An 18,564-nucleotide genomic window follows, 5' to 3' on the forward strand; every position below is an offset into this window, starting at 1 on the left:
ATACTTTTGAAATTTAATAAAATTTTATTGGTCAGCATGATCCTGCTGGCTGTCTTAACTTTAGGTGCCGCAAGTGCGGCGGATAATACGGCTGTCGATGATATGGCAGTTGCACAAGACAGTGGAGATTTAAAATTTGCTTCTCCACTTGACGATGGACTAATCACGGATGGTGCTATCACAACTGAAGATGTTGCTGTCGGTGAAAATGTAACCAAGCTTAAATCTTCTAATCAGGAAATTTTAAGCGAGGATAGTGCAGTAATTACTAAAGATACCTTTTATAACTATTTTAATGATGAAGGTAAGTTGTTAGATACCGTTACTGCAGATGAATTGATATTACGCGGTGAATTTTCTGATTTGACTGAATATTTAGTCTTTGATAGGTCTGTTGATGTCACTGGTGATGGTGCTGTCTTAAACGATATGGGAATTACCATTTCTGCCGGTGATGTTAGTCTAAAAGATTTGACTTTAATAGCTGATGATGTCGAATTCGATGATAATGATGGAGCTCTTATATATGTAAGTGGCGAAAATACTGTTCTTGACGGGTTGACAATTGACTATGCACCAGGCGACAGCTATGATGCATATGCCATTTATATGAATGGGGCAATTAATTTCCAAATTTTGAACTGTGATGTCAATTTCACAGGATCAAGCCTTGAAGAGAATTATGAATATGCAATGAAAATAATCGATTCTCAGGAAGGTCTTGTTGAAGGAAACGTTATCAGGGCAAACTTGCCTATACTTAACGTTGATTATGGTAAAGGAAATCCTGGTCTTGATACTGATTTGGTATTGAATACAGGAATAAAAGATTCCAGTGAAATCGATATCATTAACAATACATTCATTGCAAATGTAATTGACCGTAATGGTGATCGTCCTACATTAGATTGTGTAATGATTGAAAGCTGTGAAGGTTTAAATATCATTGGCAATACATTCAACGAAACTGATTTTGTAATTGGTGTAGGTGAAGCAAATTACCTTAATGTATTGGACATGTACTACTCAAATTCCGTTTTGGTGCAATACAATAAAATCAGTGTCGAAACTGACGGTGGTGCTGAAAATGCAGGTACTTCATATCCTATCCAACTCACAGGACCTTATGAAGATGTTGTGATTGATGGAAATGATTTATATTCTAACTGTGCAGGCCCTGCATTAGGTATCTTTTCCCAAAACTATTTTGGGGATACTGAAATAACCGTTCAAAACAATAACATTGACATAACAGGCCTTCCAACTTCAGATAATTGGGGTTTGGTTTCAGGCATTGAATTGCAGGACAATGTGGCAAGGGTATATAACAATACCATCAAAACAAGATCAATAACCGGAACATATGTGGAAGGAGATAATGTTTATGGTATCAGCTATGCACAGGGTTTAAGAGATAATCATTGCTATGATATTCAAAATAACACTGTTGAAACTGAAGGTAAATACACAATCTATATACTAAAAGCACAGGATACTACAATCACCGGCAATTCATTGGCATCTTCTTTATTGGAGGGTGATGAGTCAGTATACATTGTGGATGCAAGTGGAAATACAATCATTGAAGATAATACTGGCATTGACACTTCTGATAATATTGTAACTCCAGAAAACTTCTTCGATTTCTTTGATGAAGACGGTTTCTTACTTGATTCAGTCACTTTCGATGAATTGATATTCCAAGGTGAATTCAGCAATCTTGTTGATAGAATAAATCTTGAAAGCCCAATTACCATTACAGGTGATGGTGCTGTATTAAATGATATGGCCATAACTATTCTTTCCAGTGAAGTAACTTTAAATGATTTAACATTCATTGCAAATAGTGCTTTAGGTAGTTTAATTTATGCTTATGATGCAGATGAAATTAGTTTAACTAATCTAAACATATTTTATGAAGCTCCTGCAGGTGAAGAAGCTATTGCAATTGATTTATATCAAGTAAACAGTGCAGAAATTTTAGATAACATAATATACTTTGAAAGTCATGTAACTTCAGATGAGGTGAAAGGTATAGCAATTCAGCTTGTTGACACTAATGATGTTGTTGTCGACAACAATAATATTACAACAAAATTGCCATGTGTTTATGTAAATACTTATGATGAGGATTATTATATGATGGGTTCAAACAATGTAAACCCAGTAAGGCTCAAAGACTGCGGCAATCTTATGTTTACTAACAATATGATTAATTCAACAACAAATAACTATTCTGCAGCGTTCCCTACAATCCAATCAATCTTCATCATAGGCTGCCACGATTCATTAATTGACAATAATTTCATCCTTATGATTGATGAAATGACCCCTGAAGGAGTGGACAATTACCTGTATGGAATCGACTTCGGATACAATACTAATGTAACATTCACAAACAATTTCTTCAATATGTCCACTAAAGGTGGTAAAGATGCCGCCGGAACAGCATATGCATTCCAAGGCGTTGAATCAGAAGTAATCATTAAAGGAAACAACATTACAAGCATATCCCATGGTCCGAACTTAGGAATTTATGTTGCAAGTATGTTCGGTGGGAATTCAGTGCTTTTTATTGAAGACAACTTCATCAATGTAACCGGATCAGCATCTGAATCTGGTTCTTGGGCATTGGTATCAGGTATTGAAATCCAGAACGGTGATGCAAAAATCTACAACAACACCATTTATACATATAATGTAAATGATTATGGAGATGCAAATTACATGTACGGCATAAGCTATGCCCAATGGATGTATGGTGACCGTTCATTTGATATTCAAAACAATACCGTTTATACAGAAGGTAAATACACAATTTCTGTAATTGATGCAGATTATTTAATTGCTAATGGAAATACATTATACGCTCATGATTTGGTTGGTGATGATTCTATTAATCCTGGTGATTGTGAAGATGTAGAGATTGGGGATAATTTCCCACCATCTAGTTTAAATATTGTAACCAAGGATAATTTCTTTGATTTCTTCGATGAATACGGCAACCTGTTGGATTCAGTTGAATTTGATGAGTTAATATTCCAAGGCGATTTCACATCTGATTTGGCATCTTTCATTTGCATTGACAGACCTTTAACAATCACTGGCGATAATGCCGTGTTAAATGACATTGGATTCATTATTGCGGGCAGTGATGTTACTTTAGATGCTATGACTTTAGTTGCAAATAGCAATCTAGGTAATTTAATCGATATCGCTGGTGAAAATGCAATCATTTCAAACATGAACATTACATATGTCGTCTCTGAAGCTGCAAATGCAATTAACTTATATTCTGGTGCTAACGGCGTTCAAATCTTGAATAACGACATATACTTCGAAAGCACAGTAGATGAATACACAGTAGATGATGTGTCCAATGCGATTTGCGTAAACTCAGGCGTAAGCCTCTTTGATTATGATGCCGATCCTATTATCGGCCTTGTAATCAGCGGCAACAATATCACTGCTGTCATTCCGGCATTTTTAGCTGATATTTATGAGCATGAATACTATGTGATGGGATTAAGCGCTGTCAATGGTATTAGAATCAATGGTGCTGAAGACTTTGAATTTACAGACAACAACCTGGATGTAACAACCAATCACTTGGATACCACTACTCCTACTTTCCAGGCTATGTATGTTGCAAAATCCAGCGGTTTAATTGACGGCAATAACATTTCAATGATTGACACTTTCACACCTGCCAATAAGGATGTCTACATATATGCAATGGAAATTATCTATGATGAAGATTTAACAATCTCAAACAACAATTTCAACTTGTCCACTACAGGAGGTAAGGATAATGCAGGCGCAGCTTACGCCATTCAGGCTGTAGCTTCTGACTTTGAAATTATTGCAAACAACATTACTACAGTTTCCAATGGACCTAACATTGCGATTTACTTCCCATCCAATATGGGATCACCTTGTGATGTGGGAATTATAGGCAACTTCATTAATGTAACCGGTTTGGCTACCAGTGCCTATAATACTGGCCTTGTTTCAGGTATTGAAGTGCAGACTGGTGATGTTGTAATCGAAGACAATACAATCTACACATATAACATTGGCGATTATGCTGAAGACAACTATATCTTTGGTATCAGCTATGCCCAATCAGGTATAAATTCAGACTTTAAAATAACCAACAATACAATTTTCACTGAAGGTCATTATGCTGTTTCACTCAAATCAGCAGATGATGCAGTAATCACTGAAAACTATCTTGTATCCACTGATTTAATGGGTGATGATTCCGTATACATCGGATCAGGAACTGGAAATGTTGTAAAAGATAACCTTCCAGCAAAACCTTTAGCAAATGTTACTGTAGCTGCCGATCCGGTTTGGACCGGTTCTGATGCTACTGTCACTGTAACTGTCCCTAATGCTACAGGTACCGTTACTATTGAAGTAAACGGCAAATCTTATGAAGTCGAATTGATTGATGGTGTTTCAGTTAAAGAGATTCCTGCTGAAGACTTAGAAATTGGTGAAAATATTGTTAATGCCACCTATAATGGTCCTGATTTTGCTTCAAGTAGCAATACTGCTGTGCTGTATGTTGCTGATGGTGTTGTAACTCAAGATACTTACTTATATTACTTCAATCAAGCTGATAATGGTAAATTATTTGATTACATCCCTGATGGAGCTACTTTAGACTTCCAAGGAAGCATAATCAATCCTGATACTAATATTATTGTTCAGATGAACGTTAACAAGCCTGTAAACATCATTTCAACTACTCATGATGCTTATGTTGACTTGAACACTACTGCAGGTAGTTTACTTGGTGAAAGTCCGGGTAACAGTTTTGCTGTAACTACTGGTGGTTCAGGATCCAATGTAACCGGTATCTACTTCCACAACACTCAAGTATGGATTGCAAATACCCATAATGTTGTTTTAGACAACATCAGTGTAGTTGTTGAAGACCAAAGAGTAGGTTCCGGAGTAGGAGCAACCAGTATCAGAGAAAACTCAACCAATGTAATCCTCAAAAACAGTTACTTGTACACAAGAAACAACGGTGGATCAACCACTTTCACAATGTCTTGGACAACCAACTGTACTATTGACAATTGTACTGTTAAAGCTGAAGGAAACGTTGGAAACTTAATCTACTTAAACACATTCAATATTCCTGGCGCTCCTAGTGGTGTACCTTTAAACAATTACAACAAAGTTACTAACAATAGGATTTATGGTAAAGAAGGTTCTGCTATTTCTGTGGGTCTTATGGTAGAAGGTCAATACAACTTAATTGAAAACAATACATTGTACAAATCTTCAATCAGTACTTCATTCGGCGGTACAAACCCATACAACAACACATATATTGGAAACACCATGACCGATGGTTCTGGTTTAAACGCTCAAGCCGGTTCAATTATCTACAATAACAATGTAACTGGTGCTTTGTCTACTGGTAAAGAGTCAGTCGCTTATGATAACATTGTTGGAAAAGCAATTACTGTTGGTGCAAGTGCTGTTGCTTATAACAACACTGCTGCTTCCGCTACTATCAGCGGCGCTGGTGCTATTGCTTATGACAACACTATTGCTACTACCGCTACTATCAGTGGTAAAAATGCTGTTGTTGAAAACAACACTTTCGGTGGTGCAGTAACTATCAGTGGTGCTGGTGTTACTTTCATCGGCAATGATGTGAACGCTACTGTAACCGTTAACTCAAATGACAATGTAATTAAAGCAAACAACATTACCACTACTGGCGATTATGCTGTGGACTTGAAAACAAAAACAGGAAACAACGTAACCGATAACTTATTAATTGCTAGTGAGTTAAAAGGTGACAGCGCTGTTAAATCTGCTAGTGAAACCAACATTGTAGAAAACAACTATCCAATTACCTCTGATTTAGCAATCACCGTAGAAAATATCACTTATGGTGAAGATGCTATAGTCAATGTTGAATTCAATCCTAAAGCAACTGGTACAATCGTTGTATCCATTGATGGTACTGATTACACAGTAAACATTACTTCCGAAGGTCAAGGCACTGCAATCATCCCTGGTTTAGCTGCTAAAGATTACGAAGTAACTGCTACTTTCACACCTGACAGCATTTACAGCTTAGATAGTAATGCTAATGCTCTATTCACTGTATTTAAAGCAAATACTACTATGGATGCTGTTGCAGAGTCTGTTGTAGTTGGTGATGATGTTATCGTTAATGTAACATTTGATAAAGTGGATGTTACTGGTGATGTGTCTATCACTGTTGATGGTAATAGTTATGCTGCTGCTATTGAAGACGGTGTTGCTACTATTGTTGTTTCTGGTTTAGTTGCTGGTGATTATTCTGCTGATGTAGTCTATGCTGGTGATGGAAACTACAATGATGCTGTTGTTAGTGTTTCATTTACTGTATTTAAAGCAAATACTACTATGGATGCTGCTGCAGAGTCTGTTGTAGTTGGTGATGATGTTATCGTTAATGTAACATTTGATAAAGTGGATGTTACTGGTGATGTGTCTATCACTATTGATGGTAATAGTTATGCTGCTGCTATTGAAGACGGTGTTGCTACTATTGTTGTTCCTGGTTTAGTTGCTGGTGAATATTCTGCTGATGTAGTCTATGCTGGTGATGAGAAATACAATGATGCTGTTGCTAGTGTTTCATTTACTGTATTTAAAGCAAATACTACTATGGAAGCTGCTGCAGAATCCGTCAAAGTTGGTGATGATGTAATTGTCAATGTAACATTTGATAAAGTGGATGTTACTGGTGATGTGTCCATCACTATTGATGGCAATAGTTATACTGCTGCTATTGAGAATGGTGCTGCTACTATTGTTGTTCCTGGTTTAGTTGTTGGTGAATATTCTGCTGATGTAAGTTATGCTGGTGATGAGAAATACAATGATGCTGTTGCTAGTGTTTCATTTGCTGTATTTAAAGCAAATACTACTATGGAAGCTGCTGCAGAATCCGTCAAAGTTGGTGATGATGTAATCGTTAATGTAACATTTGATAGAGATGATGTTACTGGTGATGTTTCAATTACTATTGATGGCATTAGTTATACTGCTGCTATTGAAGACGGTGCTGCAACTATTGTTATTCCTGGTTTGGTTGCTGGTGAATATTCTGCTGATGTAAGTTATGCTGGTGATGAGAAATACAATGATGCTGTTGCTAGTGTTTCATTTGCTGTATTTAAAGCAAATACTACTATGGATGCTGCTGCAGAGTCTGTTATAGTTGATGATGATGTAATTGTTAATGTAGCATTTGATAACGTGGATGTTACTGGTGATGTGTCCATCACTATTGATGGCATTAGTTATACTGCTGCTATTGAAGATGGTGCTGCAACTATTGTTGTTCCTGGTTTGATTGCTGGTGAATATTCTGCTGATGTAATCTTTGCTGGTGATGAGAAATATAATGATGCTGTTGCTAGTGTTTCATTTACTGTATTTAAAGCAAATACTACTATGGAAGCTGCTGCAGAATCTGTCAAAGTTGGTGATGATGTTATCGTTAATGTAGCATTTGATAGAGATGATGTTACTGGTGATGTTTCAATTACTATTGATGGCATTAGTTATACTGCTGCTATTGAAGATGGTGCTGCAACTATTGTTGTTCCTGGTTTGGTTGCTGGTGAATATTCTGCTGATGTAATCTTTGCTGGTGATGAGAAATATAATGATGCTGTTGTTAGTGTTTCATTTGCTGTTGATAAGAATGCCGTGGAATTCACTAAAGCTAAAGGACACCCTGGTAGGGTTGATCAAAACGCTACTATTGATGTGACTTTATCTGAAAGTGATGCTACTGGAACTGTTTACATTACTGTCGATGGTGTTGACTATGCTGCTGAGCTTGTTAACGGTAAAGCAGTTATCTATGCTCCATTGTTACCTGCTGGCACATACAACTTTGATGTAATCTACAGTGGTGATGCTAAATATGAAAACAACACTGCTCCAATTACTTTCAACATAAACAAATATTACCCAACAATGAAAGCAACTGCTGCTGATGTGCATGTTAATGAGAATGCTGTTGTAAATGTTGTTTTACCTAGTGATGCAACAGGTACTGTAAGCATTACTGTCAACGGCGTTGACTATACTGCTGATGTAGTTGACGGAACTGCAACTGTTGAACTTCCAGTAATTTCACAAGCAGGAGCACAATCATTCACAGTATCATACAGTGGAGATGACAAATACAGAGTACTATCTACTACTGTTAAATTCAATACTCTTAAAGTTGATGCTACTATTAAGGCTAGTGCACGTACAGTTAAATTAGGAAATAATGTAACAGTTAATGTTGTATTGCCTAAAGATGCAACTGGTGAAGCATCAATTTCTATTAATGGTAATGTTTATACTAGTGCTGTTTCAAAAGGTGCTGCAACTATTGTTATTCCAGATTTGGTTGCTGGTGAATATGCTGCTGATGTAGTCTATGCTGGTGATGAGAAATACAATGAGGCTGTTGCTAGTGTTTCATTTGCTGTTGATAAGAATGCCGTGGAATTCACTAAAGCTAAAGGACACCCTGGTAGGGTTGATCAAAACGCTACTATTGAAGTAAGTTTATCTGAAAGTGTTGCTACTGGTACTGTTTACATTACTGTTGATGGTGTTGACTATGCTGCTGAGCTTGTTAACGGTAAAGCAGTTATCTATGCTCCATTGTTACCTGCTGGCACATACAACTTTGATGTAATCTACAGTGGTGATGCTAAATATGAAAACAACACTGCTCCAATTACTTTCAACGTAAACAAATATTACCCAAGTATAAAAGCAACTGCTGATGATGTGCATGTTAATGAGAATGCTGTTGTAAATGTTGTTTTACCTAGTGATGCAACAGGTACTGCAAGCATTACTGTCAACGGCGTTGACTACACTGGTGATGTAGTTGACGGAACTGCAACTGTTGAACTTCCAGTGATTTCAAAAGCAGGAGCACAATCATTCACTGTATCATACAGTGGAGATGACAAATACAGAGCATTGTCTACTACTGTTAAATTCAATACTCTTAAAGTTGATGCTACTATTAAGGCTAGTGCACGTACAGTTAAAGTAGGAAATGATGTAACAGTTAATGTTGTATTGCCTAAAGATGCAACTGGTGAGGCATCCATTTCTGTTAATGGTAATGTTTATACTGGTATTGCCAAAAAAGGTGCTGCAACTATTGTTATTCCAGATTTAGGTGTTGGTCAATATGCATTGCCTGTTGAATACAGTGGGGATGGTAAATACAATTCAGGTAATACAACCGTAACATTCAATGTCAATAAACAGACCACTACAATTAAAGCGACTGCACGTACTGTTAAAGTCGGTGATGATGTGACTGTTAATGTTGTGCTTGCTAGTGATGCTACTGGTGAGGTTTCTATTGATGTTAATGGTGTTGTTTACACTGGTACTGTTGTTGATGGTGCTGCAAGCGTTGTTATTCCTGATTTAGGTGTTGGTCAATATGCATTTGATGTTGTATATAGTGGAGATGACAAATATAAAACCAGAACCACTACAGTAACATTCAATGTCAATAAACAGACCACTACAATTAAAGCGACTGCACGTACTGTTAAAGTTGGTGATGATGTGACTGTTAATGTTGTGCTTGCTAGTGATGCTTCTGGTGAGGTTTCTATTGATGTTAATGGTGTTGTTTATACTGGTGCTGTTGTTGATGGTGCTGCAAGCGTTATCATTCCAGACTTGCCATATGGAAGTTATGCATTTGATGTTGTATATGGTGGAGATGACAAATATAAAACCAGAACCACTACAGTAACATTTAATGTAAATAAACAATCCACAACTATGAAGGCGACTGCACGTACTGTTAAAGTTGGTGATGATGCAACTGTCAATGTTGTTTTAGCAAGTGATGCTGCTGGTGAGGTTGTTATTACTATTGATGGTGTTGATTACACTGGTGCTGTTGTTGATGGTGTTGCAAGTATTGTTATTCCTGACTTGCCTGCTGGTCAATACTCCTTAGCTGTAAAATACGGTGGTGACGACAAGTACAAAAACCAATCCACAACTGTAAAATTCAACGTCAACAAATACAACGTCAGAATGAAAGCAACAGCTAAATACTACTCAGATGGAGATTACTCAATTGTCAGTGTAACCTTATCTGATGATGCAACAGGTAGAGTTTCCACTTCAGTGAAAGGCAATAATTACAAAGCTAATATTGTAGATGGAAGTGCTTCAATTACTATTTCTAAATTGCCTGCTGGTAGTTACTCATTAGATGTTGTATACAGTGGAGATGCAAAATACAAAAACTACACTGCTACCACAACACTTAATGTTGTAAAATAAATTCAAAATAATAAAAGGGTGTTCAACTCTTTTATTATAATTTTCTTTTTTTCAATATAATTTTAAAAAAAATTAAGGATAGCTTTATAAACTATGTTGGACATATTATCTTCTATCTTTAAGTGATTTTCAAACGTATTTGATTTAATAAAAAATATGTTTTTAATAATCAATTAGATAGTCATGTTCAACGGAGGTGGAAAATATAAGGCTAAATCGAAATTTGATATTGGGATTAATATTACTAATCGGTATTTTCTTAATTTCTTCTGTTTCAGCAGCAGATGTTGATTGCAATAAGACATTAAAAAAATCAAACAATAGTCAAATTGAAATATTATCTGATATAAATAATTTCAATTTTGATCTTTTTGATGATGTAGTCGTTCCCGATGTTCCGGATTTATTGGTTAATGAAACTGTATATATAACTTCTCAAAATATAGATGATTATTTTACAGATGGTGTTTTAGGTCCGCAATATTCAAATAAAACATTTATTATCTTGGAAAATTTCGAAAACTTAGGTAAATTAAATGTTAATGCTAGCAATGTGGTTATTAGTGGAACCGGATACACTTTAAAGAATACCGTATTTGAATTGAATTCAGATAATGTAACTTTAAAGGATTTAACTATGGATTTGGACAGCGAATTTGACAATAATGATGGTGCTGGAATATTAGTTTATTCTGATAATGCAAATTTGGTTAATCTTGATATTAATTATGTGGTACCGACAAATGTTGAGGCATACGGTATCTTAGCTGAAGGAACTTCCAATAAACCAATAAGAAACCTTAGATTAGTTAACTCTAGAATAAACTTTGAAGGTCATAATAATGATGTAAATGTTTATAACTGTGCAGTTAAGTTATCTAATTCGAATAATGCTCTAATTGAAAATAATAACATTAGTTCAGCTTTACCTCTTAAAGATATTATATTCGGTCCTAATGGTGCTGAATTAGCTTCTGATTTAGTATTAACAGTAGGTATTGAAAATTCCGATAATTTATCATTCATTGGAAATATACTTTTCTCAGAGGTTAATAAACGGCCCGAAAACAGATACCCTTCTCTTGATTGTATGTTGGTTTCTTCATCAGACAATGCATATATAGCGAATAATTCCATATTCATGTCTGACTTTTTGACATACCCTGGAGTTGATAATTATCTTTATGGATTGGATATTTATAATCTAAATAATTTGACAGCAATTTACAATAATATTTCAATTATTACAACTGGAGGTAAGTTTGCTGCAGGAACTGCGTATCCTATTCAAATTACAGGCCCTATTTCCAATGTAAATATAACCAAAAATGATTTATATTCATTTTCCAATGGACCTAATATAGGTGTTTACTCTCAAAATTTCTATGGTGGAACTTCATTGTCCATTACTAATAATAGGATTAATGTCACTGGATTGGCCGGTGAACATGAGTGGGCATTGGTGGCAGGTATTGAATCTCAGGATTCCCATTCTCAGATTTATAACAATACAATTGAAGTTCATAGCGTAGGTGCGCTTACTGAAAATGATAATCTATATGGTATCAGTTATCGTCAAAGTACAGCAGGTGACCACCAATACAATATTCAGAATAATACAGTATTCAGTGATGGTTTTTATGCTGTGAATTTATTGAGCTCTGTTGATTCAAAAATATTCAATAACCTGTTAATTTCATATAATCCTAATGCAGATCCAACAAAAAGTGGATTTAAATATGGTGATATTGCACAACATAAAGGTATGGAATTTTTCAACAATAGGGTTATGAGGGCATTTGATTATTTCGCATCTCTTGAGAATAATGTAGATAATGGTAATACATTCAATTATAATCCGGAAAACAATAAAGGCATATCAAATAATGTCGATGGTAGAAGGATATCAGGTGAAAAAACAAATAATCCATATGCATTTAATCCGTTGATTTCAGGAACTTCCGATAAATCCGGATCAAATGATGGAGATGATGACTGGTGGAATCCTGGTATCAGTTCTGGAGATAATAAGGGTGATAATTCACAAGGTTCCGGAAGTGGACAAGGCACTTCTTCAGGAAATTCATCTGGTACTCATCGCACATCCTTAAGAGACCTATTGCTGGATTTCATTGAATCCAATACCGATAATGGTAATGTAAATACCACATCATATAATGGACAAAGTACCTATCGATATACAAATGAATCTGATGTAACTCCATCAGCTGAAGGTGATGAAGGTCTTGCTAGTCAATCTAAAACCACTAAAAGTTCGGATCCTTCAAATGCAGGGGATTCATCAAGTGTAAGCAAAAAAGTTTACGAGATTGACAAGAAGAATGAAATTGATAAGTTTATTCCATCCATATTTTTCATTATTCCAATTATGGTATTGTTGTTTATTGGAGTCAAACGTAAAAAATCAAATTTAGATTAAAAATTAGTCTTTGACTAATTTTAATTTTTCTCTTTTTTAGACTACTTTTTTAGATACTTTTATATATAATCTTTTTCAAACTTTAAAACATTATCGACAAATAATTGTCAAATAAATATTGTTAACGGGGTATAAAATTGAAAAACAAAAAAATTATATTGATAATTTCTGTTATCCTATTAATGTTTGCAATATCAACGGTAAATGCTAGTGATGCAGATATTAATCAAACAAATGTTCTGTCTTTGGATAATGGCAATCATCATGATGTTTTAACGATTAATCAAAAGTCCATTTATGTTGATGATATAAATGGAGCGGATTCCAATGAAGGGTATTCTAAAGATTCCTCACTTAAAACCATCAGCAAGGCATTTTCAAAAGCCAATAACAATGATACAATTTACTTGTCTGATGGCGTTTATTCAGGTTTAAAAAATACCAAATTGACCATTAGCAAATCTGTCAACATAATAGGTGATAAGAATACGGTCATTGATGGGGAAAATCAAAATTACATATTCATCATTAAGGATAATGTAAAAGTAACATTAAAAAATATAAAATTCGTCAATTCCTATAAGGCACCGACATCAATCTCCAACACATATGATGGTGAGGTTTATGGTGCTGCTTTAGAAATTAAAAAAGCAACAGTCAATATCGATAACTGTTCATTTATCAATAACTGCTTGTCCTATGGAAACTCCTACATTTATGGTGGAGCAATAAGCAATTTTGGCGATTTGACTATTACAGATTCATATTTTGAGAATAATACTGCATTTTCAACATCAGGACTGTTCTCCTATGGTGGATCAATCTATAATAATGGAAAATTGTCAATCGACAATACAGTATTTGATAAGTCTAAAAGTGTTGATTTCGGATATGGTGCAGGAATTGCCAATGACGGTGAATTGTCATTAACAAATTCCTTAATTACCAATTCACATGCAACACGTGAGACCAAAGGTTCAGCAATCTACAATACAGGAAACATTATCATTTTGAATTCAATCATTGAAAATAACTATATTGAACAATCCAATTTCAGATTTATTTATGGTGCAGTATACAATTCAGGTAATTTAACCGCCCGTGGAACAATATTTAGAAACAATACTGCATTTTATGAAAAAAATAAGCAGGATTATATAGGTTCTCCAAATATTTACAATAGCGGAAACTTGAATTTAACTTATAATGCGTTTACAGATAATTCAGCTTACAAAGGCATTTATAGTGATGTTTATTTCAATGCAGGTGAAGCAATTTCACTGGATAACAATTGGTGGAGCACTAATGAAAACCCTTATGAAGCGGGTTCAATAATAAATAATGAAAATGTCAATACCTGGTTAACACTCAAAATAGCTCCGGAATATTCCATGGTAAACATCAGCGATTTTACAAGAATAATTGTTTCATGGTCAAATAACCTAAATCAGGTGCCTGAACTTAGCTTGTTCCCGTCATTGTATGTGACCTTTGAAACATCAACCGGCCAAAAATTAACTAGGGAATTTGTCAATGGAAAAACCAGTTACAAATTCAGTTATACTCAAAACAAAGGCCAATATTATATGACCATTACTTCAGGAAGCTTTTCAAAAGAGGTTGTCATCGATGTAGGCAAAAAGGCAACTTCCCTTAATGTTGTAAGTAATAATAATATAATCTTCAATGAAACTCTAAAAATCAATATTTCCCTTGCTGGTGAGGATAACAAAATCGTCAACGGTGCCGTCTTGGTGGAATATGATCAGCAAACCTATGAAATCAATCTGACAAATGGAAAAGCCAATCTGGAAATAAATAACTTAAAGCCGGGCAAGTACACCTTAAAGGTTACCTATGAAGGAAATGACAATTACTTCAAATCATTCTATAATAAAAAGATAACAATCAAAAAACAAACTGTAGACTTGTATTTAAGCACTCCTGACGTTAAGATTGGTGAAAATGGAGTTGCAATTGCCACATTAATGCCTAAAGGAGTTCAAGGCCAGGCAATCCTATACATTAATGGGGAACGTAAAAAGATTGTTTACCTGTATAATGGAAACACTTCCATTCCTTTGAAAAACTTTGCAGATGGAAAATATGACGTTAAACTCCAATTTGTTGAAACCAACAAGTACTATGAGAAAAATGTGACTTCAACATTTAATGTTAATAGGTATGATTCCTCAATGAAGGTTACCGCAAAAAGCATTAAAGTTGGTTCCGATGCAATAATCAATATTAAAACCACTCCAGATGGTTTGATGGGCGAAGCAATTTTAATTGTCAACGATTACAATGAAACAATTTACCTTGAGGCTTCTTCAACTAATGTAACATTATCTAACCTAAAAGCGGGAAGGTATAATGTCACAGTTTTGTATGACGGCCATTCAAAATTCTATCCTGTCAAAGCATCAACTTCATTCAATGTATTGAAAACCGCTTCTAAACTAAATGTTGTTGTAACCCAAAATGACAAAGATTATAATGGAACAATAACAGTTAAAACAAGTCCTAAAGCATGTACTGGTGCTGTTGGAGTCTATATCAATTATAGGCATTACAGCTTAAACCTTACAAATGGAGTGGCCAAATTCAATGTGGAATTTGATAAAGGATCCAATCTTATCTTCGTATATTATGAAGGTGATGATTTCTATAGGGATTCCAACTGGAATACAACAATAGGTGTTGTTGACAAATTCATTTTCTTAGGTAAAAATTCAACCGGCTGGAATTATAACGATTTTGATTATGCTGTGAGATTAGTCGAAGAAAATGGTGTTCCGATTAAGGATGCCGTTGTCACTGTTAAGTTATTGGATAAGCAATATAAGATTACAACTGACGATGGCGGTTTTGCCTATTTGACCTTGAATCTGCCTACTGGCAAATATAATGTCACATCAACTTATAACCGTGTAACTATTCAAAATACATTAACTGTAAACGATATTAAGTTTACCTTGTCTACAAAAGATATCGTTTATGGTGATGATGAGCTAATTGAAGCCAGTTTTGAAAATGGAATAACAGGTAAAGTCAACTTTGTCATTTCAGGATTTTTAAATGAAACAGTTGATATTGTGGATGGAAAGGCAGTTTATAACATGTCTAATTTAAGGGCTAAAAATTATGTGGTCAAGGCGACATATTTAAATGATAAATATACTTCAGGCATAGTTAAAAGTTCATTTGTCGTTTCAAAGGCGGATTTAAATTTAAATGTCACATGCACTGGTTTGTCTTCAAAAACAAATACAGTCATCACAGTTTCAAATCTTGAAAGGGCTACCGGTAAGATAATTTTCAATGTAAACGGCAACGAATACACTAAAACCATTAAGAATTCCCAATGCATTCTCACACTGCCAAAATTAACCGCCGGAAAGTATGATTTGACAATCCAATATGCAGGAAATGTTAATTATACAGGTGTCACCTATAATACAGCATTCTATATAAGCGAATATTCCACAACTATTCGTGTGAAAGCAAACAATGCTGTTTACGGTAGAAATGTGGCTGTTACTGCTACTCTTAATGAAAATGCAACAGGAATAGTCAGATTTGCTGTGGAAAACTTGACATATGATGCTAAAATCAAAAATGGTGTTGCAAGTTGGAAATTCTCTTGGATTGATGTTGGAACCCATACAATTAATGCAACATACTTGGGTGACAATTATTATGCTTCTTCAAGCAATTCCACTTCAGTCATCATATCCAAAGCGAAATCCAGCATGGTCCTGTTTACTCAGGAAGTTCTTTTAAATGAAAATATCAGAATCTATGCAAGTTTAAGCAATTATGCCACTGGCCAGGTCTTATTCAGCATGGATGGATATTATTCTCCAAGATATAAGCCAATCCGTGAAGCATCTTCAATGTGGTACATCTCACCATTAAATACAGGTAAATATACGGTTATTGCCCAGTATGATGGTGATAAAAACTATTATGGATGCAATGCTACTCTCATATTAAAAATAACCCAGCAAAGATCTGTATTTAAAGTGGAAGTGGATGATGTAGGAACAAATGATAAGGTTGTTGCCAATATCCAGTTGAAAACAATCGATGGCGTTGGAATTTCAGATTATATAGACTTGAAAATTGCAAGCAAATCATACAGTATTTTTGTGGATGACGGTGAGGCCACATTCGTAATGGGTAAATTGAGCGAAGGCACATATTCATTTGAAGCTAACTATTACGGAAATGCGGAATTTTCAAAAGCTTCCTGTAGCGGAACTTTTGAAGTCAGCGATTCTCTTTTGGATGTTGTCTTAACTGCAAAAGATGTTGAAAAATATTACAGCGGCAGTGAAAAACTAGAGATTTCACTATTGACCGCTAAAGGAAAACCTGTTGTCGGTGAAACTGTCAAAATCAGAATCAACAAGGTCGACTATGAGGCTGTCACAGATAAGAATGGTAGGGCTTCAATCCCATTGAACATGAATAGCGGAAATTACACTGCAGTAATTAAATTTGAAGAAACAGACATGTATCATGCGGCTTCCACAAGAGCCTCAGTAACTATCTTAAGGACTGTTGAGGGCATTGATTTAAACAAGTTGTACGGTTCTGGAAACCAGTATTTCGCAATATTCAGTGATTCCAAAGGTAAGGTCTTAGCAAACACCGATGTCAAATTCACTATAGGAGACAAATCAATAACCGTCAAAACTATGGCTAACGGTATTGCTAGGTTGAATATAAACATTGATCAGGGTGTCTATCAGATTTCTACAGTCAATCCGGTTACTGGTGAGGCAAATACCAACAGGCTATTTGTCTTCAACTATCTGATGGTGAATAAGGATGTAACCAAGTATTATCACGACAGCAACTATTATAAGGTGCGTGCCTTTGATGTTAATGGAAAACCTGCTGTAGGTGTAACCGTTAAAATGGAAGTTGACGGTAAAACCTATAATATCCAGACTGATGATAAGGGATTTGCCTATCTGACTGTTGATTTGAAACCTGGCTCATACACTGTTAAGGCCACATACAATAAGTATACGGTTACAAATAAGATTACTGTTAAATCCTAATTCTTTCTATTTGTGGAAGGTTGACAGAAAATATTCAACTTTCCTTATTTTAATTTTTTTCATGTAGATATCAAAACTTAAAGTAATTAATTTTTTTTATCTAAGTCATTTTTTTATATTTCCTTATAAATATTTTAATAGTTGCACTTGATATTATTAAAATAATGTAGTGCATATTAAAGCAAATGCAATCAAAAATTATATTAATTTTTTTAACTAATTATTAATTATGATTTTCAAGATTTTGACAAAAGGCCATGAGAATGTTACATCATTTCACAAGTCAACCTTTGAAATTACCAAGGACGCTGAAATTGGCCCTACTGCAGACTGCATAATTGGTGTGGATATGGATAAATCCATGTTGGATTTTCCTAGTGAGTTTAAAAGTAAAATAGCAAATTCCAAAACCAGGGTAGTCGTAACACTTGATACTGAAAATGGGCATGATGAAATTGTTGGATATGGTCATGAAAATCTGACTTTGACCCATCCTACTGACATTGTCTGCAGAACCAGTGAGTATACCTGTTCCCGCACATTGATGATTAAGGCGAATAAATCTGCAAGGGATCTTGATGAAAATCTGATTGAAGATTTAAAAAATGAGAAAATTATGGAAGTTACCATAAAATTGTGCTAAAAATAGTTAACTTTATATAATGTAAAAAATATATTTTTTTATAACTA

4 protein-coding genes are annotated in these 18,564 nt (G+C 34.9%); all 4 read left to right on the top strand.

Annotation, left to right across the window (positions count from 1 at the left end; all coding sequences use genetic code 11):
* Positions 1-6: 6 nt before the first annotated feature.
* The 4 genes from TL18_RS03890 (at position 7) to TL18_RS03905 (ending at position 18,517) form a co-directional block, all read left to right on the top strand.
* Complete coding sequence (locus TL18_RS03890; RefSeq protein ID WP_067041613.1) at positions 7-10,362, top strand: Ig-like domain-containing protein; 10,356 nt, start codon at positions 7-9, stop codon at positions 10,360-10,362.
* Positions 10,363-10,591: 229 nt separating this feature from the next.
* The gene (locus tag TL18_RS03895) at positions 10,592-12,802 is read left to right on the top strand and encodes a hypothetical protein (protein ID WP_067041616.1); all 2,211 of its coding nucleotides are present in this window, start codon (positions 10,592-10,594) and stop codon (positions 12,800-12,802) included.
* Positions 12,803-12,939: 137 nt separating this feature from the next.
* Positions 12,940-17,874 (top strand): Ig-like domain repeat protein, encoded by a 4,935-nt coding sequence (locus tag TL18_RS03900; RefSeq protein ID WP_067041619.1) that lies wholly within the window; start codon positions 12,940-12,942, stop codon positions 17,872-17,874.
* A gap of 229 nt (positions 17,875-18,103) precedes the next feature.
* Positions 18,104-18,517: a DUF371 domain-containing protein gene (locus TL18_RS03905; RefSeq protein WP_067041622.1), complete on the top strand. Its 414-nt coding sequence runs from the start codon at positions 18,104-18,106 to the stop codon at positions 18,515-18,517.
* Positions 18,518-18,564 lie beyond the last annotated feature (47 nt).

This window comes from Methanobrevibacter sp. YE315, assembly GCF_001548675.1.
In the GTDB taxonomy this organism is placed as follows: Archaea; Methanobacteriota; Methanobacteria; order Methanobacteriales; family Methanobacteriaceae; genus Methanocatella.